General features: G+C 71.3%; 21 protein-coding genes. 10 read left to right on the top strand and 11 right to left on the bottom strand.

The features are described 5' to 3' along the window. Positions 1–60: 60 nt before the first annotated feature. Positions 61–789, bottom strand: coding sequence for a formylglycine-generating enzyme family protein (locus tag U870_RS0113695; RefSeq protein ID WP_029947614.1), 729 nt, complete (start codon positions 787–789; stop codon positions 61–63). 224 nt (positions 790–1,013) lie between these two features. Here U870_RS0113695 and fliO point away from each other — a divergent pair, with 224 nt between their 5' ends. The 8 genes from fliO to U870_RS0113655 all read left to right on the top strand — a co-directional run bounded on the left by fliO (position 1,014) and on the right by U870_RS0113655 (position 7,652). Beyond that, positions 1,014–1,574, top strand: coding sequence for a flagellar biosynthetic protein FliO (fliO, locus tag U870_RS0113690; protein ID WP_025157953.1), 561 nt, complete (start codon positions 1,014–1,016; stop codon positions 1,572–1,574). Next, positions 1,535–2,449, top strand: coding sequence for a flagellar type III secretion system pore protein FliP (gene fliP, locus U870_RS0113685; protein WP_025157952.1), 915 nt, complete (start codon positions 1,535–1,537; stop codon positions 2,447–2,449). The genes fliO and fliP overlap by 40 nt, the downstream gene beginning before the upstream one ends. After that, positions 2,449–2,724, top strand: a complete 276-nt coding sequence (locus U870_RS0113680) for a flagellar biosynthetic protein FliQ (RefSeq protein ID WP_025157951.1) — start codon at positions 2,449–2,451, stop codon at positions 2,722–2,724. The genes fliP and U870_RS0113680 overlap by 1 nt, the downstream gene beginning before the upstream one ends. Further along, entirely contained in the window at positions 2,724–3,485 is a 762-nt protein-coding gene (locus U870_RS0113675; RefSeq protein ID WP_025157950.1) for a flagellar biosynthetic protein FliR, read from the top strand. Before U870_RS0113680 ends, U870_RS0113675 begins: the two co-directional genes overlap by 1 nt. Next, complete coding sequence (locus U870_RS0113670; RefSeq protein WP_025157949.1) at positions 3,482–4,576, top strand: EscU/YscU/HrcU family type III secretion system export apparatus switch protein; 1,095 nt, start codon at positions 3,482–3,484, stop codon at positions 4,574–4,576. Before U870_RS0113675 ends, U870_RS0113670 begins: the two co-directional genes overlap by 4 nt. Then, positions 4,573–6,633 (top strand): flagellar biosynthesis protein FlhA, encoded by a 2,061-nt coding sequence (locus U870_RS0113665; RefSeq protein ID WP_025157948.1) that lies wholly within the window; start codon positions 4,573–4,575, stop codon positions 6,631–6,633. The genes U870_RS0113670 and U870_RS0113665 overlap by 4 nt, the downstream gene beginning before the upstream one ends. Next, the gene (locus tag U870_RS0113660) at positions 6,611–7,312 is read left to right on the top strand and encodes a hypothetical protein (protein ID WP_025157947.1); all 702 of its coding nucleotides are present in this window, start codon (positions 6,611–6,613) and stop codon (positions 7,310–7,312) included. Before U870_RS0113665 ends, U870_RS0113660 begins: the two co-directional genes overlap by 23 nt. A gap of 103 nt (positions 7,313–7,415) precedes the next feature. Beyond that, a complete protein-coding gene (locus U870_RS0113655) occupies positions 7,416–7,652 on the top strand; it encodes a carbon storage regulator (protein ID WP_025157946.1) in 237 nt (78 codons plus the stop codon). Between the two features lie 187 nt (positions 7,653–7,839). Here the strand turns inward: U870_RS0113655 and U870_RS0113650 are convergent, their stop codons facing one another. From U870_RS0113650 to U870_RS0113630, 5 genes are read right to left on the bottom strand one after another with little or no spacing between them, the layout of a single operon-like run. Next, positions 7,840–8,598 (bottom strand): SDR family NAD(P)-dependent oxidoreductase, encoded by a 759-nt coding sequence (locus tag U870_RS0113650; RefSeq protein ID WP_025157945.1) that lies wholly within the window; start codon positions 8,596–8,598, stop codon positions 7,840–7,842. Beyond that, the gene (locus U870_RS0113645; RefSeq protein WP_025157944.1) at positions 8,589–9,815 is read right to left on the bottom strand and encodes an ATP-NAD kinase family protein; all 1,227 of its coding nucleotides are present in this window, start codon (positions 9,813–9,815) and stop codon (positions 8,589–8,591) included. The genes U870_RS0113650 and U870_RS0113645 overlap by 10 nt, the downstream gene beginning before the upstream one ends. Beyond that, positions 9,812–11,428 carry an aminomethyl-transferring glycine dehydrogenase subunit GcvPB gene (gene gcvPB, locus U870_RS0113640; protein ID WP_052357712.1) on the bottom strand — a complete coding sequence of 539 codons (1,617 nt, stop codon included), beginning with the start codon at positions 11,426–11,428 and terminating at the stop codon, positions 9,812–9,814. Before gcvPB ends, U870_RS0113645 begins: the two co-directional genes overlap by 4 nt. After that, positions 11,425–12,879, bottom strand: coding sequence for an aminomethyl-transferring glycine dehydrogenase subunit GcvPA (gene gcvPA, locus U870_RS0113635; RefSeq protein ID WP_025157942.1), 1,455 nt, complete (start codon positions 12,877–12,879; stop codon positions 11,425–11,427). Before gcvPA ends, gcvPB begins: the two co-directional genes overlap by 4 nt. 9 nt (positions 12,880–12,888) lie before the next feature. Next, positions 12,889–14,925, bottom strand: coding sequence for a beta-galactosidase (locus U870_RS0113630; RefSeq protein ID WP_029947609.1), 2,037 nt, complete (start codon positions 14,923–14,925; stop codon positions 12,889–12,891). A 133-nt stretch (positions 14,926–15,058) separates the two neighbouring features. Here U870_RS0113630 and U870_RS0113625 point away from each other — a divergent pair, with 133 nt between their 5' ends. Next, entirely contained in the window at positions 15,059–15,718 is a 660-nt protein-coding gene (locus U870_RS0113625; protein ID WP_025157940.1) for a GntR family transcriptional regulator, read from the top strand. 97 nt (positions 15,719–15,815) lie between these two features. Beyond that, on the top strand, positions 15,816–16,601 hold the full coding sequence (locus tag U870_RS0113620) for an alpha/beta fold hydrolase (protein ID WP_025157939.1): 786 nt from the start codon (positions 15,816–15,818) through the stop codon (positions 16,599–16,601). A 104-nt stretch (positions 16,602–16,705) separates the two neighbouring features. Here U870_RS0113620 and U870_RS0113615 read toward each other — a convergent pair whose 3' ends face one another. From U870_RS0113615 to U870_RS0113595, 5 genes are all read right to left on the bottom strand, one after another. Then, positions 16,706–16,939, bottom strand: a complete 234-nt coding sequence (locus U870_RS0113615) for a hypothetical protein (protein WP_029947608.1) — start codon at positions 16,937–16,939, stop codon at positions 16,706–16,708. A gap of 83 nt (positions 16,940–17,022) precedes the next feature. Beyond that, on the bottom strand, positions 17,023–18,699 hold the full coding sequence (locus tag U870_RS0113610) for an amylo-alpha-1,6-glucosidase (RefSeq protein WP_025157937.1): 1,677 nt from the start codon (positions 18,697–18,699) through the stop codon (positions 17,023–17,025). Beyond that, on the bottom strand, positions 18,696–19,589 hold the full coding sequence (locus tag U870_RS0113605; protein ID WP_025157936.1) for a carbohydrate ABC transporter permease: 894 nt from the start codon (positions 19,587–19,589) through the stop codon (positions 18,696–18,698). Before U870_RS0113605 ends, U870_RS0113610 begins: the two co-directional genes overlap by 4 nt. Continuing rightward, on the bottom strand, positions 19,586–20,551 hold the full coding sequence (locus U870_RS0113600) for a carbohydrate ABC transporter permease (RefSeq protein ID WP_025157935.1): 966 nt from the start codon (positions 20,549–20,551) through the stop codon (positions 19,586–19,588). The genes U870_RS0113605 and U870_RS0113600 overlap by 4 nt, the downstream gene beginning before the upstream one ends. Positions 20,552–20,561: 10 nt before the next feature. Further along, the gene (locus tag U870_RS0113595) at positions 20,562–21,857 is read right to left on the bottom strand and encodes an ABC transporter substrate-binding protein (protein WP_025157934.1); all 1,296 of its coding nucleotides are present in this window, start codon (positions 21,855–21,857) and stop codon (positions 20,562–20,564) included. Positions 21,858–21,927 lie beyond the last annotated feature (70 nt).

The following is a 21,927-nucleotide window of genomic DNA, read 5'->3' as shown; positions in this document are numbered from 1 at the left end:
AATAATCGCACGAAAAGCATCGAGACGGCGCATGATTCGCCGCCTCGATGGCGGCGCGGGTCAGCGGCGCGGGGTCCAGCCGGGTGGGAGGGGGCCGCTGACGTCGGCGCGCTCGCGGTCGGCGGCGAGCGACCAGCCCTGGGCGGCGTCCTGCGCGTCGAATCCGCCGCGGGCGACCCGGAAGCCGACGTCCTCGTGGGTCGAACGCGGCGGGCCGCCGCGGCGGGTGGACGCCCGCGCGCTCCAGGCGTCGTCGGCGAAGCCGCCGCCGCGGAACACCCGGTAGTCGTCGTACCGCGCCGGGTCGAGGAGGTCCCAGCACCACTCCCACGTGTTGCCGAGGGTGTCGAAGAGGCCGTTCAGGTTCGGGAGCCGGCCACCCACGTCCGCGGGCGCCGTGAGGCCGTCGGCGCTGGTCCACGCGACCTCCGTCAGCGGCCCGTAGTGGGCCCCGGTGGAGCCGGCGCGGGAGGCGAACTCCCACTCCGCCTCGGTCGGCAGCCGGAAGCCGTCCGCATCCACGTGCCAGGTCACGTCCTCGCCGTCGAAGGCGTACGCGGGGTCGAGCCCCTCCCACTCCGACGCGGCGTTGCAGAACCGCACGGCCCGCAGCCAGCTGACGCCGGTGACCGGTCGCCGCGGGTGCGACGACGGCAGTCCGATCAGCTCCGCCGCCTGCTCCTGCGTCACCGCGAACACGCCGATCTCGAACGGCTCGAACTCCACGCTCCACCGGCGCTTGCGGCGCGCGTCGTGCAACTGCACGGTGCCGCCCGCGATCCGCGCCATCTCGATGTCCGTTCCGCTCACCCCGCCAGCCTCCCACGCCCGCCCGCCGCATGACGCCCGGGAGATTTGGACCAAATGTGACCTTGCGGCGCCCCATTCGCGACATTTGGTCCAGATCGCGGAGGGGGAAAGGGAGGTGCCTAACGGGTGGGGGAGGGCGGCCGATAGTGCGCTGCGTGACCCTCCGCCGCCCCTCCCTGTCGAACGACGCGCAGGAGTAGGCCGTGGAGACCGTGTTCATCGCATTGCGCGTGCTCGTCGTGCTGGCCGTCATCGTGCTGGTGCTCTGGTACGTGCAGCGGCGAGTGACGAAGGGCCGCGGTGCCGCTCGGCGGACCAACGCCGTGAACGTGGTGGGCCGTCAGGGCGTCGGGCCGAAGGCCTCCGTCGTCGTGGTGGACGTGGACGGCAACCGGTTCGTCCTCGGCGTCACCGAGCGACAGGTCAGCGTGCTGCACACGGGGGAGCGACCGCACGACGCGGACGTCCGCCCGCTCAAGGCGGTGCGCAAGACGTTCGCCAAGGACCTCCCCGCCCCGGGCGAGATCGCGCAGGAGACCGCTGCGGCCACGACCAGCGCCGGCAGCAACAGCAGCACCGGCTCCACCAGCAACTCCAGCTCCAACAGCAGTACCAGCACCACCAGCAGCACGGACACCAGGCAGGATGCCGACTTCCTCACGGCGCAGGGACGCGCCTCGCTCTTCGACGAGGCACTCAAAGGCTCGATCCTGTCCCCGGCAACATGGCGGCAGGCGAGTTCGGCGGTGCGGCCCAAGAAGTGACGGCCGCCTCCGACGCGCGCGCCCTGCGCCCGCGTCCCGTGCCCGGTGAGGCGATCCGAACGCCGTCGCGCCTCCCGCGCCTCCTGGTCGCCATCGTCCTCGTCGCCCTGATCGCGGCCGCGTTCCTGCTGCTCACCGCCGCGACCGCCCACGCCGAGCCGACCCCGGTGCCGACGCCGAACGGCCCCGCCGGTCCGGGCGGAACCGGCGGGATCACCGTCGACATCAACGGTCCGAACGGCACTCCGAGTGCCGCGATCCTGACGCTGCTCGGCATCACCGTCCTGTCGGTCGCTCCGGCGCTGCTGCTGATGATGTCGTCGTTCACGAAGATCTTCGTGGTCCTGGCGATCACCCGCAACGCCCTCGCCCTGCCGTCGATCCCGCCGAACCAGGTGCTCGCCGGGCTGTCCCTGTTCCTCAGCCTGTTCATCATGAGCCCGGTGCTGGTCGACATCAACAACCTCGCCGTGCAGCCCTACCTGAACGGGCACATCGACTTCACCGGCGCCCTCCACGCGGCGGAGGTGCCGCTACGCGGCTTCATGGCGGCGCACACCCGTGAAGAGGACATCGCGCTGATGACCCGCGCGGCGGGCCGGCCCAACCCGGAGAACGCGGCCTCGGTGCCGTTGCTGACCCTCATCCCCGCGTTCATGATCTCCGAGTTGCGGGCGGCGTTCATCATCGGCTTCGTGATCTTCGTGCCGTTCCTCGTGATCGACATGGTGGTCTCCGCGGCACTGATGTCGATGGGCATGATGATGCTCCCGCCGGTGATGATCTCGCTGCCGTTCAAGATCCTGCTGTTCGTGCTCGTCGACGGGTGGGGCCTCATCGTCACGAGCCTGATCACGAGCTATCGGGGCGGCTGATGAACGCCAACGCCGTGCTCGACATCGCCATGCAGGGCCTCCTGGTCACGGCGAAGCTCGCCGCGCCCATCGTGGTGACGGCCCTCGTCGTGGGCTTCGCGATCTCGCTGATCCAGTCGATCACGCAGATCCAGGAGGTCACGCTCTCGTTCGTGCCCAAGGCGGCGGCCGTCGGCATCGCCCTGCTGATCTGCGGCCAGTGGATGATCGCGGAGCTGATCAGCTTCACCCACGTGCTCTTCGAGAAGATCCCGTCCCTGCTCGGCGGTGGCTGATGTACATCCCGATCGATCTGGCGACGATCGAGGCGGTGGCGCTGGCCTCGTTGCGCATGGTGGCGTTCCTGGTGATCGCCCCGCCGTTCTCGTACAACGGCTTCCCGGCGCAGGTGAAGGGGATGCTGGCGATCGGACTGGCGATCGCGGTCGCGCCGCGGGTCGGGGCGGGTTACCAGTCGGGTGACACCGGGGCGTTCCTGCTCGACATGGTGCGCGAGCTGGCGGTGGGGGCGACGCTCGGTTTCCTGGTCTTCCTGGTGTTCTCGGCGATCCAGTCGGCCGGCAGCTTCATCGACCTGTTCGGCGGGTTCCAGCTGGCCCAGGCGTTCGACCCCCAGTCGATGATCAACGGCGCGCAGTTCACCCGGCTGTTCCAGCTGACCGCGCTGGCCCTCCTCTTCGCCACCGGCGGATACCAGCTGATCATCGGCGGTCTGGTGCGCACGTTCGACGCCATCCCGCTCGCGGGCGGCTTCGACCTGACCGACCCGGCGAAGGAGATGGTCACCGGGCTCACGCAGATGTTCATCGCCGCGATCCAGATCGCCGGGCCGCTGATCGTGGTGCTGTTCCTCGCCGATGTCGGCCTCGGCCTCCTGACCAGGGTCGCTCCGGCCCTCAACGCGTTCGCCCTCGGCTTCCCGCTCAAGATCATGTTGACGGTCGTGCTCGCGGGGATCGTGGTCGTCGCGCTCCCCGGCGTGGTCTCCGGGCTCACCGATTCGGCGGTCAAGACCATCCTGGGGGTGACGCGGTGAGCGACGCCCAGGAACGCACCGAGCAGGCGACCGAGAAGCGGATGAAGGAAGCCCGCGAGAAGGGACGCCTCGGCAAGTCGCAGGATCTCACAGCATGGATCGGCGTCGGCGCGGCCGCCCTCATGCTGCCCTTCACCATCCAGCTCGGCACGAACGCCGCTGTCGATCAGATGTTCACGGTGCGCTCGGTGATCGAGTCCCCCGACCCGGCGAAGGCGGTCGCCGCCCTCGGCGCGGGGCTGGCCAGCATCCTGCCGACGATCGGCGCGCTGCTCGCCGTGGGCGCCATCGCGATCATCGGCGCGGCGGCGGCCCAGGGCGGGGTGCACCTCAAGAAGCTCGAGGGCAAGTACGAGCAGTTCGACATCATCAAGGGCGTCGGCCGGGTGTTCGGGATGCGCGCGCTGTGGGAGGGGGCGAAGACGCTGCTCAAGTCGGCCGTCGTCGGCATCGGCCTCTACCTCGTCGTGCAGGGGCTGATGCCGGTGCTGCTGATGGCCGGAAGCCTCTCGCTCTCCTCCCTCCTGGAGGCCGCAGCGGCGGGCGCGGGCGGCCTGCTGCAGGCCGCCATCGGGGCGGGCCTCGTGCTCGCGGCGCTCGACGTGCTCGTGGTGATGCGCCGCAACCGCAAGCAGACGCGCATGACCAAGCGCGAGGTCAGGGATGAGAACAAGAACTCCGACGGCGACCCGCTGATCCGCTCGCAGCGGCGGGCCCGGCAGCTCGCGATGAGTCGCAACCGGATGATTTCGGCCATCGGCGGCTCCGACGTCGTGCTCGTGAACCCGACCCACATCGCGATCGCCCTGAAGTACGAGCCGGGCAAGTCGGCCCCGCGCGTCGTCGCGAAGGGGTCGGGCGTCATCGCCCAGCGCATCCGCGAGAAGGCGGAGGAGGAGCGGGTGCCCATCGTCAAGGACATCCCGCTCGCCCGGGCGCTGCACGCCGGCTGCGCGCTGGGCGACGAGATCCCGGTCGAGCTGTACAACTCGGTGGCGCGCGTGCTCGCGTTCGTCCTGTCGCTGAAATCGCGCGGTGCGGCCACCGGCATCCACACGATGACCCCCACCCCACTAGGAGGGCTCACATGAAGTCGCGCAACGGACTGGGAGCGAAGGTCGCCGTCCCGATCGGCGTCGTCGGCATCATCATGCTGCTGGTGGTCCCCGTGCCCGCCTGGCTGCTGGACACCCTGATCATCGTGAACATCATGCTCGCGCTGGTCATCCTGCTGACGACGATGTTCGCCAAGAAGCCGCTGGACTTCTCCGTGTTCCCGTCGCTGCTGCTCGTGGCGACGCTGTTCCGGCTCGGCCTCAACGTCGCCTCGACCCGGCTCGTGCTGGGGGACGGCTTCGCCGGGCAGGTCATCCAAGCCTTCGGGCACGTGGCGGTCGGCGGGTCGATCATCATCGGCGCGGTCGTGTTCCTCATCCTCGTGGTCATCCAGTTCATCGTGGTGACGAAGGGCGCCGAGCGCGTCGCCGAGGTGGGCGCCCGCTTCACCCTCGACGCGATGCCGGGTAAGCAGATGGCGATCGACGCCGATCTCAACGCCGGGCTCATCACCGAGGAGCAGGCCCGTCAGCGCCGTGCCGAGGTCTCGGCCGAGGCCGACTTCTACGGCGCGATGGACGGTGCGAGCAAGTTCGTCAAGGGCGACGCGATCGCCGGCATCCTGATCATCATCATCAACGTGGTCGGCGGCATCGCGATCGGCATGATCCAGCGCGGCATGGAGATCGGCGACGCCGTCAACACCTACACGCTGCTGACCATCGGCGACGGCCTCGTCACCCAGATCCCGGCGCTGCTCATGGCCGTCTCGACCGGCATGATCGTGACCCGCTCGAACGCCGAGAGCGATATCGGCACCACCGCGAGCGGACAGCTGAGCCAGTCGCGCAACGCCCTGACCATCGCGGGATGCGCGGCGATCGTCATGGCGCTCATCCCGGGCATGCCGCCCATCCCGTTCGTGCTGGTCGGGGCGTTCCTCATCCTGGCCGCCCAGCGCATCAAGACCCGCCAGGCCGAGCAGAAGAAGGTGGAGGCCGCGAAGAAGGCGGTCGCCGCCGCCACCGGGGCGGGGGAGACCACCGACGATCTGATGGACCAGATGCGGGTCCACGCCCTGGAGATCACGCTCGCACCCGACCTCGTCGACATCGTCAGCGGCGCCTCGGACGACCTGCTCGCCCGCGTGCGTGCTCTGCGGCGCAAGATCGCGCTGGAGCTGGGCGTGATCGTGCCGCCGGTGCGCACGCGCGACTCGGCCGAGCTGCCGCCGTCCACCTACGTCATCAAGATCGCCGGGGTGGAGGCCGGTCGCGGGCAGGCGCCCTCCGGCCGCGTGCTCGCGCTCGGCGACGCACTCGACTCGCTGCCCGGAACGCCGACCGTGGAACCCGTCTTCGGCCTGCCGGCCAAGTGGATCCCGAGCGAGATGCGGCACAGCGCCGAGCTCGGCGGCGCCACGGTGATCGACCGGGTCTCCGTGCTGATCACGCACCTGTCGTCCATCATCACCGCGAACGCCGGGCGACTGCTCACCCGGGAGGACGTGCGTCAGCTCACCGAGGGCGTCAAGCAGGTGAACCCGTCGGCGGTGGAGGAGCTCGTGCCGGCCCTCCTGTCCCTCGCCGAAGTGCAGCGCGTGCTGCAGGGGCTGCTGGCGGAGCAGGTGCCGATCAACGACCTCCCGCGCATCCTGGAGGTGCTCGCGCTGCGGGCGAAGGTCTCCAACGACCCCGAGGGTCTGATCGAGGCGGCGCGGGCGGCCCTCGGGCCCGCGGTCGTCGCCCCGCATCTGGACGGCGACGTGCTGCGCGTCATCATGATCGACCCGGGTCTGGAGCAGTCGATGCTGGAAGGTCTGCGGCCCTCGGAGGCCGGGACGCAGATCGTCCTCGACCCGTCGCGTCTGGAGGCCGTGATGGCCTCGGTCAAGCAGACCGCCGGCCAGCTGGACGACCTCGGCGTCTCGGCCGTGCTGGTGTGCGCGCCCGCCCTGCGGCCGGCCATCCGGCGGCTGGTCGCCGGGCAGCTGAGCGGGCTCGCGGTGCTGTCGTACCAGGAGGTCACGGCCGTGCGGGCGGACATCGAGACCGTCGGGGTGGTGAGAGGTGCCGAGTCGATCGCGGCCTGAGTGGCTCGGGCCCGAGTCGGACGACGTCACGCCCGCCGTCTCGACGTCCTCGCACGCGTTCCAGGCCATCCTCGACGACCTCGTGCGGACGCTCGATCCGCCCCTGCCGCCCGTCGCGCCCACGCCGGGGGCCGGGGCCGCCGGAGGCGGAGCACATCCCTCCGCTCCGACCGCCGCCGAGGCCGCCGCTCTCGACGCTGCCCTGCGCGCCGCCGTTCCGGTCGAGCCGGTGCCCGCCGGGCCGCCGCCTGCGCGTCTGGAGGGCAAGGGCGACCTGACCGTGGTCATCGGACTGGGCGCCGATGCGCGCGAGGCCGCCCGCATCCTCGCCGAGGGGGTGGAGGCCGACGTGCACCCGGTCGCCGATCGTCGCGACGCGCTGGCCGCCCGCGCCGACGGTGTGCGTCGCGGCTGTGCGATCGTCGCCCCCGTCGAGCTCGACGCGGTGGACGGGGTGCCCGCGCTCGCCGCGGACCTCGCCGCCATCGCTCCCGACCAGGTCTGGGTCGCCGTCGACGTCTCCCGCCGCCTGGAGGACACCCGCCGCTGGGTCGGAGAGGTGGACGCGGTCCTCGCCGTCGACGGCGTCGCCGCCACCGGAGCCCGCCGCACCGCCGGCCCGCACGGCCTCGCCGGCCTCGGCCGCCCCGTCCTCTGGCTCGACGCTCCCCCCGCCTGACCCGCTCCCTCCGGTGCGCGAGTGGTGAGTCGTTGCGGGTATTCCTGCGGGGATACCCGCAACAACTCACCCCTCGGAGTCCGGCCCCGGCTAGGCTGAAACAATGCTGGTACTGACGCGCAAGCCGGGCGAGCGAGTGCTCATCGGCGACGACATCGTCGTGACGATCCTCGACGCGCGCGGCGACGGCATCCGCATCGGGATCGACGCCCCCCGGGGCATCCGCATCCAGCGCGACGAGGTGGTCAAGGCCGTCACCGAGGCCAACCAGGAGGCCACCGAGCAGGCCGCCGGAACCGACGACCCCGAGGCGCTCATCAAGAAGTCGCTCGGCCTCTGACGCCTCCGGAGCTCGGTTGCACGGGCGGCGTCGCGGGTCTGCCGCTCGCCGAATTCGGATTCCCGGCACGTGTCGCCCGCGGGTTATCCACAGCCCCGCCCCTCCCGCGCCCGTGAAACGACGCGACACGCCCTTTTCCGCGCCGTCTCAGGGCGGAAAAGGGCGTGTCGTGACGTTTCAGCGTCAGTTAGGCGATGCCTCCTCCGTCGACCACGAGGGCGGAGCCGGTGACGTACGACGACTCGTCGCTGGCGAGCCACACCACGGCGGCCGCGATCTCGGTCGGCTCGCCCATGCGGCGCAGCGGCCGGTCGGCGGCCTCTGCGAGGAAGGCGCCCGCCTCCTGGCCGAGCTGGCGGGCCTCGTCGCGCAGCATCCCCGTGTTGACGTCGCCCGGGTTGACCGAGTTGACGCGGATGCCCTGGGGGCCGTGGTCGATCGCGAGGGCGCGGGTCATGTTGACCACGGCGCCCTTCGACGCGCAGTAGGAGATCGCCTGGCCGCCGCCCTTGAGGCCCCAGCCGCTGCCCGTGTTGATGATGGAGCCCTTCCCGGCCGCGGCCATGACCGGCACCACGTGCTTGCACATGAGGAAGATGCCGCGCACGTTGATGCCGAAGACGCGGTCCCACTCCTCGACGGTCGTGTCGATCGCGGTGGTGCGGCGGATGATGCCCGCGTTGTTGAACGCGATGTCCAGGCCGCCGAAGGCCTCGACCGCGGTGGCGACCGCGCGCTCCACGTCGGCTTCGGCGGAGACGTCGGCCGCGATCGCGACCGCCTCGCCTCCGGCCGCACGGATCTCGGCGGCGACGGCCTCGGCGGCCTCCTGCTGCAGGTCGACGACCGCGACGCGGGCGCCCTCCGCGGCGAAGGCGAGGGAGGTGGCACGGCCGATGCCGCCCGCTCCTCCGGTGACGATGGCGGACTTGCCGGCTAGACGCATTCGGGATCTCCTTCGATGGGGGCCGCGGTGGCGGCACTGACAGGGTAGATGCTCGCCGCGGCGGGCCCGGTGACCACCGTGAGGTGGCCGGCCAGCCGCGCGTCGAGCGCGGGGTCGCCGGTGTCGACCAGCAGGGGCCGGCCGGCGAGGTCGATGAGTTTCTGCTCCGTGGCGACCACGAGCAGGGGATGCGGCCCGAGCGCCGCGACCACGCAGGGCGAGAGCTGCTGGTTGCCGCGGCCGAGCACGAAGCCCTGGCCGCCGATCACGGTGACGACCGCCTGGGCGGGGTGCCCGGCGATCGCGGCGAGGGCCTGGTCGGCGGTGACGTCGCGGGCGAGCAGTCGGCCGTCCTCGATGACGTCGACGCCGAGCGGGGTGGTGTCGAGGCCGAGCACGCGGCCGACCTCGACGGTGGTGCCGCCCGGGCCGAGCAGGTAGCGCACGCCGGGCTCCATCCGGGCGACCGCGCCCACCGCGGCGCGGTGCACCGACTCCCGCTCGCTCGCGGGCGTCGAGGCTTTGCGTGCCTGCGTGCGGCCGGGCGCGACGGGGATGGGGACGAGGGCGAACAGGCGCGGGTCAGACCGCCCCGCGCGCAGCGTCTCCTCGTCGAGGTCGAGCACCTCGGCCTCCGCGGTGGGGAGGGGGTGGTCGGTCCAGGACGCGGCCAGCGCCCCGGCCGCAGCCGGCCCGACCGCGAAGCACCCGGAGTACATCTTGACGCCGGCGGGGATGCCGAGCATGGGGGCGCCCGAGGGGAGGCCGCGCGCCACATCCCGGGCCGTGCCGTCGCCGCCCGCGAAGAGCACGAGGGTCGCACCGGCGGCGCCGAGGGCCGCCGCGGCACGCGCGGTGTCCTCCCCGGACGTCACGGAGCCCGTGCCGCCGCCGAAGGGCGCCTCGTGGTCGTCATCCGCGCCGAATGGCCGCAACGACGTGCCCTTCGCCGCACGAGCGGTGCCCGCGTACACGATTCGAGGGGTCAGGCCCGCGGCACGCACCGCGTCCTCGCCCATCGCCCCCGCGGCCGTGAGCACCTCGGCGCCGGGATGCGCCGCCGCGAGCACGGCCAGCGCCTCCTGCGCCCGCACGGACGCCCGCGGGCGTCCACCACGGCGCAGCGCCTCCCGCTGTACGTCCACGCCGTCGCTTCCGGCCAGACCCGCGGGCCCGCCGATCCCCGCGATCGGGTTCACGACGAGCCCGATGGTCACGCGGCGGCGTCCTCGTCGGTCGCCGCGTCGACGGAAGCGTTCGCGTCCCCCGCGCCGAAGTACTTGCGCTGGTACGCCCGCCAGGTGACCGCCCACCGCTCCGGGTCGTCGAGGTCGTCGTGGTGGGTGTGGTGCACGGTCTGGTTGTGCGGGGCGGTGCGCACGACCTCCGGGGTCTCGCGGGCCTCCCGCGCCACCTCGGCCAGCACGGCCGCGTACTCGTCGAGCTCGGCCATCGAGTACGACTCGGTCGGTTCGAGCGTGAAGGGCTGGGGCACGACGTACGGGTGGTGGCTGGTCCAGTAGTGCATCCCGAAGTCGGCGGCGCGGATGCCGATCTCCTCGGAGCTGATGCCGGTCTCTTCGAACAGCTCCTGCCACGAGTAGCGCACCTGCTCGATGCGGCGGCGGCCGGTGGCGTACGGCGCGCTCGCACCCGGGATCTCCAGGATGCGCTTCATCAGGTAGTTGTTGTTGAGCACGGCGGTCTCGGCCACGGCGCGCAGGCCGGGGGCGCCGAGCGCGCGGATCCACGCGTAGGTGCGCACGATGTTCGGGATGACGCCGTAGAACGGCGCGACGGACCCGATCGACTGCGGCCGGTCGCCGTCGAGCACGTACCGGTCGCCGACCTTCTCGACCACCGGGCCGGGCAGGAACGGCACGAGCGCCTCCGACACCGCATTCGCGCCGGAGCCCGGCCCGCCGCAGCCGTGCGGGGTGCCGAACGTCTTGTGGAGGTTGAAGTGGCACACGTCGAACCCGGCGTCGCGTGCCCGCGTGATGCCGAGGATGCCGTTCGCGTTCGCCTGATCGTAGGAGGCGAGGGCGCCGACCGAGTGCGCCAGGTCGACCCACTCGCGGATGCGCGGGTTGTAGATGCCCGTGTCCTCCGGGTTGGTGACCATGATCGCGGCCGTGCGGGGCGAGATCGCCGCGCGCAGGGCCTCCACGTCGGGGTAGCCGTCGGCGTCGGGGAAGATCGTGATCACCTTGTAGCCGGCCATCTTCGCCGCCGCCGCGTTGGAGGGGTGCGAGAAGATCGTCGTGATGACCTCGTCCCGCTGCTCGGCCTCGCCGCGGGAGGCGTGGTAGGCGCGGATCATCGAGATGTTCGCCCAGATCGCCTCCGAGCCGCCGCTGGTCTGCAGCGAGACGCGGCTCATCCCCGAGATCTCGGCGAGCATCCGCTCGGTGCGCCAGACGATCTCGAGCACGCCCTGCGCCGACGCCTGGTCCTGCAGGGGGTGCAGGTCGGTCAGGTCGGGGGTGCGGATGATCGTCTCGTTGACCTTGGGCGCGTACTTCATCGTGCAGGTGCCCTGGCCCACGTCGACGTTGAGGTCGGCGCCGAGGTTCTCCTGGCTGAGACGCAGATAGTGCTTGAGCACGCGCATCTGGCCGATCTCGGGGAGGGCGGGCGGTGCGCTGCGGCGCAGGGAGGCCGGGAGGGTCGAGACGATATCGCCCACGGCCTCCCGTACCTCGGGCTCCGCCTGCGAGGGCAGGACGCCGCGCTCGCCGGGGGTGTGCAGTTCGAAGACGATCGGCTCGTCCCAGCGCGCCTGGTGGAAGCGGCGCAGGGCGGGCTTGGGGGCGATGGGGAGGCTCATGCGGTGTGCTCCTCGGCGGTGGTGGCGGACGCGGTGGTGGCGGATGCGGCGGTCGTCGTGGACGCGGTGCTCGTCGTGGAGGCGGACGCCGTCAGCGCCGCCCCGAACGCGGCCGTGAGGTCGTCGATGTCGGCGCGCGTGTTCTGCTCGGTCACGCACACCAGCAGGCGTGCGTCGTCGAGCGCCAGTCCGGGCTCGAAGCCCTCGGCGCGCAGTGCGGCGACGACCTCCGGCGCCGTCAGCGCGGCGCCGCTCAGGTCGAGCACGAACTCGCGCAGGTGCGCGGCACCGTCGCTGTCGCGGACTCTCGGGAGCGCGGTGAGCGCCTGCCGGGCGTAGGCCGTGCGGGCGAGGAGCGTCTCGCCCAGCTCGGCCATGCCCTGCGGCCCCATCAGCGCCAGGTGCACGCCGGCGGCGATGCCCCAGAGCGCGGCGGCAGTGCCGACCCACTCCTTCCCCTCCTCGCGCAGCGCGAACGAGGTGCGGTCGTAGGCGACGTCACCGAAGCCGTACTCGCCGGGGACGTCCGTCGACGCCAGGCCGAAGAGGCGCGACGGCATCTCCATGACGAAGCGGGTGTCGTCGCGCACGGCGATGAACCCGGCGTGCGCGCCGCCGTACCAGGGGTGGAGGCCGAGCGACTGGATGTCGCCGTGCACGATGTCGGCGCCGGCGTCGGCGGGGGAGGCGAGCACGCCCAGCCCGACCGGGTCGGTCCCGGCCACCAGCAGGGCGCCGGCGGCGTGGGCGGCGTCGGCGAGCTCGGCGACCGCCGTCTCGAGGGCGCCGTGGAAGCTCGGGGTCTCGACCCACACGGCGGCGGTGTCGTCACCGATGAGCGCGCGGGCCGCGGCGACGTCGGCGACGCCGTCCACGGTCGGGACGATCGTCAGGTCGGCGATCGGCTGCACGTAGTCGCGCACCTTGCTCAGCTTGTCGGGGTGCGCGTCGCTGACCAGCAGGATGCCGCGGCGGCCGGTGATGCGGGTCGCCATCGCGAGCGCGGTCGCCGCCGACTGGTAACCGTCATAGGTGGGCACGTTGACCACGTCGAGGTTCAGCAGCTCCGCCATCAGCGACTGGTACTCGAACAGCGCCTGGAATCGCCCGTGGTCCTCGTACGGCTCGCCGGCGTAGGCGGTGAGGAACTCACTGCGGTTGATGACCTCGTCGACGACGGCCGGCACCGTGTGGTTGTACGTGCCGGCGCCCAGGAAGAGGCGGCCCGGATCGACCGCGCGGTTGCGCCGCAGCAGCCCGCCGACGTGGCGCACCAGGTCCTGTTCGGCGATCAGCGGCTCCGGGAGGTCGAGGTCGCGGCCGAGCCGCAGATCGGCCGGGACGTCCGCATAGAACTCCTCGACGCTCGCCGCACCGACGGCGTCGAGCATCGCCTGCCGCGACGCGGGCGCCGTGTTCGGCACGTAGGGATGGACGAAGGGGTGGGTCATGCTTGCCTCTCAGTTGGTCGCAGGGCGGTTCGCGGGATGCGCCACCACGGCGACGCCGAACGCGTCGAGCGGCAGGCCCGCCCCGGCGTCCGCGCCGGTGAGCAGGTCGGTGCCACCCGGGATGCGCGGTGCGGTGCGCGCGTCCCGGCCGTGGTTGAGCACGAAGGTGTAGTCGGTCTCCCCGTCGGTGCGGGTGACGATCTCGAGGGCGGTGTCCGGTTCGCGGGTCGCCAGCCCGGCGGCGGCGAAGACGGAGGAGAGCACGGCGCGCATCCCCTCGTCGTCCAGTCCGGCCGCGAGGTACCAGGCGGCCCCGGCGCCGTGGGCGCGGCGGGTGACCGCGGGCAGCCCGGCGAGGTCGCCGTCGGCGAAGCGGCCGAGCACCTCCGTACCCGCGGCGGTCTCGATCCACTCGCCCCAGACCCGGGTGGAGTGGACGACGCCGTCGACCTCGACCGTGCGGTGCCCGCCGTCCGGCAGCGGCCACCACTCGTCGACCTCGACGCCGAGCAGGGCGCGCAGTGGACCGGGCGCCCCTCCCGCCTGCACCTGTTCGCGGTGGTCGACGACGCCCGAGAACGGCCCGACGACCAGCTGGCCGCCCGTCGCGACGAACGCCTCCAGGGCCGTCGCCTGCTCCTCGGTGGCCGCGTAGAGGTTGGGTACGAGGAGCACGCGGTGCTCGCCGAACGGCCCGGCGGCACGGGCGACGTCCACCGGCTGGCCGAGCGCGAAGGAGGCCGCGTGCCAGGCCCGCGCCTCCGTGAGCCAGTCGAGGCGCTGCGACGGCATCGACTCGCGCTGCGTCAGTCCCCACCACGCGTCCCAGTCGGCGACGAGCGCCACCTCGGAGCAGACGCGCGTTCCGCGCACCGGCTCCAGCCACTTCAGTTCCGCGCCGAACGCCTTCGTCTCCCGGAAGCTGCGGCTGCGCTCGCCGCGGTGGCCGAGCATCGCGGAGTGGAACTTCTCCGGCCCGAACTTCGCCTGCCGCCACTGGAAGAACATGACGCCGTCGGAGCCGTGGGCGACGGCCTGCAGGCTGCCGAGCCGCATCTGCCCGGGCGCTTTCGGCACGTTCACGTCACGCCAGCTGACCGCGCTCGGGGCCTGCTCGAGCAGCAGCCACGGGCGGCCGTCCTTGAGGCTGCGCATCAGGCCGTAGTTGAGGGCGGCGCCGACGTGGGCGAGGGGGTCGGCGGGGTCGGGATACGCGTCGTCGGTGACGAGGTCCTCCGCGTCGGCGAACCGCCAGTAGTCCAGCTCGCGGAACAGGCTCATGAAGTTGGTTGTCACCGCGATCTCGGGGGTGACCTCCCGCAGCACGTCGACCTCCGCCTGGAACAGCTCCAGCAGCGCGTCCGACGAGAACCGCTCGAAGTCGACGATCTCGGCCGGGTTGATCGGCCCGGTCGCCGTCCGGGGCGGTTCGATCTGGTCGAAGCTCAGGTAGTTCTGGCCCCAGCAGCTCGTGCCCCACGCCTCGTTGAGGCCCGCGATGTCTCCGTAGCGCGCCTCCAGCCAGCGGCGGAAGTGGCGGGCCGACTCCGGGCACCAGCAGCGCGAGACGTGGTCGCCGTACTCGTTCGAGACGTGCCAGAGCGCGAGCGCGGGATGCGCGCCGTAGCGCTCCGCCAGCGCCCGGGTCAGCCGCAGCGCGGCCTCCCGGAACACCGGCGAGCTCGGGCAGTACGACTGGCGCGAGCCGAACTCGAGCCGCAGGCCGTCCGCGTTCCACGGCAGCACCTCGGGATGCTCGCGCACCAGCCAGGCCGGCGGCGTCGCCGTCGCGGTCGCCAGGTCGATGCGGATGCCGTGCGCCCAGAGCAGATCGATCACGCGGTCGAGGCCGGCGAAGTCCCAGACGCCCGGCGTCGGCTCCAGCAGCGGCCAGGAGAAAACCGGCAGGGTCACGAGGTTCACGCCCGCCTCGACCATGAGGCGCGCGTCCTCGGCCCAGACCTCTTCTGGCCACTGGTCGGGGTTGTAGTCGCCGCCGTAGGCGAGCGCGTCGAGCCGGATGCTCCGGGGCGCGGGGATCGTCATCGGTCTCCTCTGGTGCTTCGCGTCTTGTGTCGATTCCGTGTCGACTGTATTCTGTATACAGCAACGCTAAGGCGATCGCCACCACGGGTCAACCCCTAAGCTGGCGACCACGGGTCCGGCCGGGAGGGGTCACATGGCGATCGAACGCAAGAATCTGCGTTCCCAGGTGCGCGAGGAGCTCATCGCGCGCATGCGCGCGGGGGACGTCCGCCCGGGGGAGAGCATCAACGAGGTCCAGCTCGCCGCCGAGCTCGGTGTCAGCCGCACGCCGCTGCGGGAGGCCCTGATCGCCCTCGAGAGCGAGGGTCAGATCGAGAGCGAGAACGGCAAGGGCTTCCGTTTCGTGCCGCTGAGCGCGCGCGAGTTCGAAGAGCTCTGCCCCATCATCGTCACACTGGAGGGCCTCGCCCTCGACCTCTCGCCGCTCGACGAGCTCGCCGCCCTCGGCACCCGCCTCGGCTCCCTCGCCGCCGACTTCTCGGACGACGTCGCCCAGCACGCGGTCGTCAACCGCAAGGACGACGAATGGCACAACCTCATGCTGAGCGCCTGCCCCAACCGCAAGCTCCTGGAGCAGATCTCCCAGGTGCGCAGCGCCATCCACCGTTACGAGTCGCTGCTGGTCGGTGGAGAGGTGCTCGTAGAGCGTTCCGCCGCCGAGCACGCGATCATCGCTCGGCACCTCATGGAGCGTGACGTGCCCGCGGCCAAGGCGGCGCTGGCGGAGAACTGGACGAACGGCATGCGCAGACTGCTCGCCGATGCCGGGATCAAGTGGGAGCGGTTGGCGTAGCGGCAACTCATCGGTGACGCTTCGACATCCGTTAGCATGGCGATCGCACCGCTCTCACGGCTGCCGGCGCAGCATGCCGAACACCAGGGAGGCCGCCATGTCCGACCAGACCCTCACCCGACCCGGTGCCACCCTCGCCTACGAGGTCGACGGCACCGGCCCCACTGTCGTGCAGGCCCACGGTCTCACTGCCGGCCGGGACGCCGACCTGGCGATCCTCGATGTCCGCGGTCTGGCCTCAGTCGGTCACCGACTGGTCCGCTACGATGCGGCCGGCCACGGTGGATCCCCGGGTTCGGATGACCCGGAGCGCTACCGCTGGCCTGCGCTGGCCGACGACCTGCTCGCCCTGCTCGACGCCGTCGGTGCGGACGATCCGGTGGATGCCGTCGGCGTCTCCATGGGGACGGGCACCATCCTCACCGCCGCCGTGCGCCATCCCGAACGGTTCCGCCGGCTGGTGCTCGCGCTGCCACCGACCGCGTGGGGGACGCGTTCCGTTCAGGCCGCCGCGTACCGGCAGATGGCAGACATGATCGAGGAGCGGGGCTGGGACGCGCTGGCCGAGTGGATGGCGTCGTCGCCGATGCCGCTGCCGCCGGTCCTGGAGGAACGCGGGGCGGCGCTGCAGACCCAGCTGCGACCGGAGACGGCAGCGACCGTACTGCGCGGCGCAGCTCTCTCGGATCTGCCGGAGCCGTCCGCCATCGCTGCCCTGCGGATGCCGGTGCTGCTGCTTCCCTGGACTGGCGACCCAGGGCACCCGCTCTCGACCGCTGAGCGGCTGCACGAGTTGTTGCCCGCCTCGCAGCTGGTGGTCGCCGAGCACGCGACGGACGCGGACACGTGGCCCGACCGGGTCGCGGCGTTCCTCGAGACGTGATCGGGCGGGATCGGCCTGGTGCACGCTGCCGGTCGACACAGCGCCGAGCAGCGCGCCGTGTGCTCACCTGACCGCGGAGGAGCGGCTCGCTGACGACCGACGCGTCAGTCCGCCGACCCTCCCGGAACGAACGCGTTGCCGGGCCCGTGGAGGCGGCCGGTCGCCGGGTCCACCCAGTTGCCCGATCCCGTGGCCCGGTGCCAGCGCTTGTGGAACGCGAGGTCGGTGTCGGCGGCGTCGACGACGGCCGCACCGCACAGGTCGCAGATGCGCAGGATCACGATGTCGCCGTCCGCGGTCGTGACCGAGACCGCGCCTTCCGGGAATGCGACGCCCATCGAGTCCCCCTTCTCCATAGCCGACCATCGTGCTCCGTAGCCGACCATCGTGGTCAGGTTCCGAGACTGCCACAGCCGGGGCTCTACCGCGACACCTGCACCGCGAGATCCACGAACAGCGCCGCCGACCACCCGAACGCGGTCGTGGCCGTGCGCGCCTTCTCACCCGTCGCCGGGTTGAAGTACTCGTGCGGGCCGCCGCCGTGGATCACGAGCCGCAGCGTCTGCTCGATCAGGTCACGCGCACGCTCGGCCTGCCCCGACACGGCGAGCCCGTCGGCCAGCAGCGCATTGACGTTGACCCACACCGGACCGCGCCACATGCGCTCATCGGAATATGACGGATCGCGGCGCGCCACGGTGGGCACGGTCCAGGGTGTCGCGAAACGGTCGGGGTCGTCGAGCGCGGCGAGGATGCCGGTGACGTAGCGGCCCGGAAGCCGGCCGGTGAGCAGGGGCAGCAGGGAGACGACCGCCTCCGCGCCGACAGGCATCCCCGCGCCCGCCGACCGGAAGAACCCGGCCGACTCGTCCCACATGCCCTCCAGCAGCTCCAGGGTCCGCGCCGAGCGGGCGGCATGGCGGGAGGCGCCGGCGGCGTCGCCGACGACCCGCGCGCGCGTCGCCAGCAGGTCGTCCTGCAGGATCAGGTAGGCCGCGAGATCGGGGGAGGCCACCGGGAGCTCGGCGTCGAAGACAGGGCTGTCGTCGAGGCCGGAGGAATAGGGGTGGCCGTACTCGGGCATCCCGTCACCGTCGAGGTCGGAGTGCGCGAACCACCAGTCCTGGCTGCGCGCGACCGTCGCCCAAGCGGCGTCGAACCAGGCCGGGTCGTCGACGAACCCCTCCAGCCGACGCAGCGCCCAGGCGGCGAGCGGCGGCTTGGTCAGGGGGATGGGCGCCGACGGGTCGGCGATGGCGGAGCCGGCGCGGCGCAGGTTCTCGCGGTCGCCGGGCGGGAGGTCGTCGCTGGAGGCGAGCACGCCTTCGTCGTGGACGACGTCCGGCAGCTGCCCGTCGGCCGTCGGGACGGCGAAGGCGAGTTCCAGCTGTTCGCGGGCGAGCTCGGGGTCGCCGTGGCGGAGGCCGGAGGCGATGAAATAGGCGTCCCACTGCCACAGCCCGACGTAGCCGATCTTCGACGGCACCACGGCGCGTGCGCCGCGGCCGGGCAGCGACACGATGTTGGCGCCGAGCACCCACCAGCAGAAGGCGGTCATGTCGGCCAGGTCGTCGCGCACGACGGGCGTGCGCTCGAACCACGCATCCCACACGCGTGCCGTCTCGTCGAGCGCCCGTCGATGGCCGTCGGCGTCGGGATGCTCCGAGACCTGCCCGGTGAATCGCGCGCCCGGCCGGAGCTCGGCGGAGGCCGGAACCACGGCGATGCGCACCGCGGAGGACGTCCGCACGGCCGGCGCGAAGGCGAGGTCGAGGTCGGCCGACCAGGCGACCGTGCCGTCACCGCCCAGGCTGAGGGCGTCCGGGCCGTCGAAGGTCAGCGTGACGCCCGCCTCCCCGAACTCGATGCGGTCGGGGTGCACGGCGCTCACCGCGGCCGCGCCTCCGTCCGGCCCGAACACGCGCACGGTGCGCACGAGCACGCAATCGTCGAGGCGACGCTCGTACTCGGCCAGCCGCACCGTCACCCCGTCGCCGGCCCGCTGCACCAGGATGCGCGAGCCCGGGAAGGTGAACGGCGCCGACTCGAGGTCGAGGAACGGCGAGACCCGAGCGGCGGTCGCGGCGGCGCGGCTCATCGGCCGCCCAACCCCGACGCGGCCATCGAGTTGAGGATCCGGCGCTGGCCGATCACGAACGCGATGAGCATCGGGATGGTCGCGATGGCCGAGGCCGCCATGATCAACCCGTAGTTGATGGAGCCGAACTGCCCGCGGAAGCTCTGCAGCAGCAGCGGCACGGTGAACAGATCCTGCGAGTTCAGGATGACGAGCGGAAGCAGGAAGTTGTTCCAGGTGCTCAGCGCCACGATGATCGCCAGCGCGCCGAGTCCCGGCTTCAGGTTCGGCAGGATGATGCTCCAGAAGATCCGCCAGCGACCCGCGCCGTCGACGAGCGCGGCCTCCTCGAGCTCGCGCGGCAGCGACAGCACGAACTGGCGCATGAGGAACACGGCGAAGGGGTTGGCCAGCGCCGCAGGCACGATCAGGGCGAGGTGCGAGTCCACCCATCCCAGCTTCGCCATCAGGAAGTAGAAGGGGATCAGGGTGACCTGCATCGGGATCATCTGCGTCGCGAGGAACAGCACGAACAGCACCTTGCTGCCCCGGAACGGGATGCGCGCGAACGCGTACCCGGCCATCGCGGCGGTGACGAGCGTGCCGGCCACCACGAGCACGGCGATGTAGATGGTGTTCCAGTACGCCTGCCCGAACGGCACGTCGTTCCAGGCGTCCGCGTAGTTCTGCAGCGTGAACGGCTGCGGCCAGACGCTCAGCGGGTCGTTCAGCAGCTGCGGCAGCGACTTGAACGAGGTGAGCAGCATCCAGAGGAACGGGAACACCATCGCGAGGCCGCCGAGCAGCAGGACGACGTGCAGCAGCGCCTTGCGGGTGCGGGAGGCCGCACGTCCCGGGTGCGCGTCCGCGATGCGGGTGGGGGATTCGGCGGGGGCCGTTGCGGTGGTCATGCGGCATCATCCTCGTAGTGGACGAACTTCTTCTGGGCGGCGAACTGGATGCCCGTGATCACGAGGGTGATGATCAGCAGGATGATCGACGCGGCGCTGGCCGGGCCGAACTGGAACTTGCCGAAGCCCAGATCGTAGATGTGGTAGACGATCGTGCGGGTCGCGTTGTCCGGTCCCGCGTTCGCGGTGAGGATGAACACGGTGTCGAACGTCTGCAGCGAGCTGATGAACGCGATGACCGTCGAGAAGAAGATGATCGGCGACAGCAGCGGCAGCCGCACCCGGAAGAACAGGGTGATCGCGCCCGCGCCGTCGAGCCGGGCCGCCTCGATCACGGCCGGCGAGATGTTCTGCAGACCGGCCAGGAAGATGATCACGTTCAGGCCTACGGAGGACCAGATGGTCACGATGCAGACGGCGATGAGCGCGAGGTGCGGGTCGCCGAGCCAGTCCGGCGGGGCGATGTGGAACACGTTCGCGATGAACCCGCTGAGCACGCCGTCCTTGCGGAACAGCTGCTGCCAGATCATCGCGACGGCGACCGACGAGGTGACGACGGGCGCGAAGAACAGGATGAGGTAGAGCGTGCGTGTCTTCAGCTTCTCCAGCGCGACCGCCAGCACCACGGCCAGGGCGAGGCCGATCGGCACGGTGATGAGGGCGATGAGCAGGGTGTTGACGATCGAACGACCGAACAGCGGGTCGCTCAGCTCGGTGCGGAAGTTGTCGAAGCCGACCCAGCTGAGGTCGTTGAGGCCGTCCCACTGCGCGAACGCCAGCACGAGGCTCGCGATGAACGGCACGACGACGAAGAGGGCCATCCCGAACAGCTGGGGCCCGACGAACACGTAGCCCCACCGGCGGTCGCGACGCCGCCAGGCGGACTCCTTGCGGAGCCCGCCCGGCGTCGCGGGAGGGGTGTCGGCCTCGGGGGCGACCAGTGCTTCCCTGACTGCGCTCACGCTCGATGCCTCACTTGCCGCCGGTCTTGTCGGCGATCATCTTCGCGACCTCGTCGAGGGTCTCCTTGGTGGAGGCCTTGCCCTGGTAGAGCGCGAGCATCTTGTCGCTGATGTCGCTCGAGAGGCCGGGGACGGACGCCTCGGTGGCGTTGTCCTCGAAGCCGATGTCGCGCATGTCGAGCAGGGTCTGGGCGTGGGCGGGGTAGCCGTCCAGCACCACCGAGTCGGCGCCCGAGATCGACGGGACGGCATTGCCGCCGCCCTTGAGCCGGAAGGTCTGGCCCTGGGCCGAGAGGAAGTTCGTCCAGAACTCGAAGGCGGCGTCCGTGTTCTTGGTCTTCGCGTTGATGGCGAGGTAGCTGACCGCGACGCCGGTGGGCGCGGCCTTGCCGCTCGGGGTCGGCCAGGGCGCCACGTCGTAGTTCTCGGGGTCGCCCGCGGCCTTCACCGTGCCGATCGTGTAGCGGCCCTGGATGAAGAAGCCCGCCTTGTGCGTGACGAACACGCTGTCCGCGCCCGCGCCCTCCGGGAGGGTGTCGGCGACGACGAAGGTGCCGTCCTGGAAGTTCTTGGCCAGTACGTCCATCGCCTTCACGCTGGTCGGGTCGGTGTTGGCGACGAACTTCCCGGAGTCGTCGAACGCCTTGCCGCCCTGGGAGGAGATCCAGCTGTAGTGGGTGGACCAGTAGTTCCAGAACATCGAGCCGGTGAGGCCCGCGTCGTGGAGCTTGGCGTTCATGTCGAGGAACGCCTCGGTCGTCCACTTGCCCTCGGCGGCGAGCGTCGCCGGGTCCTCGGTGACGCCGGCCTTCTTCAGCGCCTCCTTGTCGTACCAGAGGGCGTCGGGGTTGGAGTCGTTGGGCGCCGCGTAGATCTCGTCGCCCTTCTTCGTGGCGCCGAACAGGCCCTGCGCGAAGTCCTCGGGCTTGGTCTTGCTCGCCGACGAGTTCATGAGCGACGTCAGTGGCATGAGCGCCTTGGAGTTCACGAACTGGCCGATCTTGTCGTCGCCGATGTAGAACACGTCGGGGGCGGTGCCGGAGGCCAGCTGCGCGAGGAGCTTCGTGTGGTAGTCGCCGTAGTCGGCGACCGGCTGGAGCACGACCTTGATGTCGGGGTGCTGCTTCATGAACTGGGTGTCGAATTCCTTGTACCTGGTCAGTTCCTCGGGGGTGCCCCAGGTGGACCAGACGACGGTCTTGGTGCCGCCTCCGCCCGATCCGGAGCACGCCGCCATGCTGAGGGCCAGTGCGGCGGCCGCCGTGATGGCCAGCGCCCTTCTCACCTTTGAGTCGACGCGAGACATGAGTACCTCGTTCCTTGAGAGTCTCTGCTGTGATGGTCTGTATTCTGTATACAGTAGGCAGCCAAGCGAT

Origin of the sequence: Leifsonia aquatica H1aii (assembly GCF_000633535.1) — a bacterium.
Taxonomy (GTDB): Bacteria; Actinomycetota; Actinomycetes; order Actinomycetales; family Microbacteriaceae; genus Leifsonia; species Leifsonia aquatica_A.
Note: the sequence above shows the minus strand (reverse complement) of the source record. Positions and strands in the feature narration are given on the sequence as shown.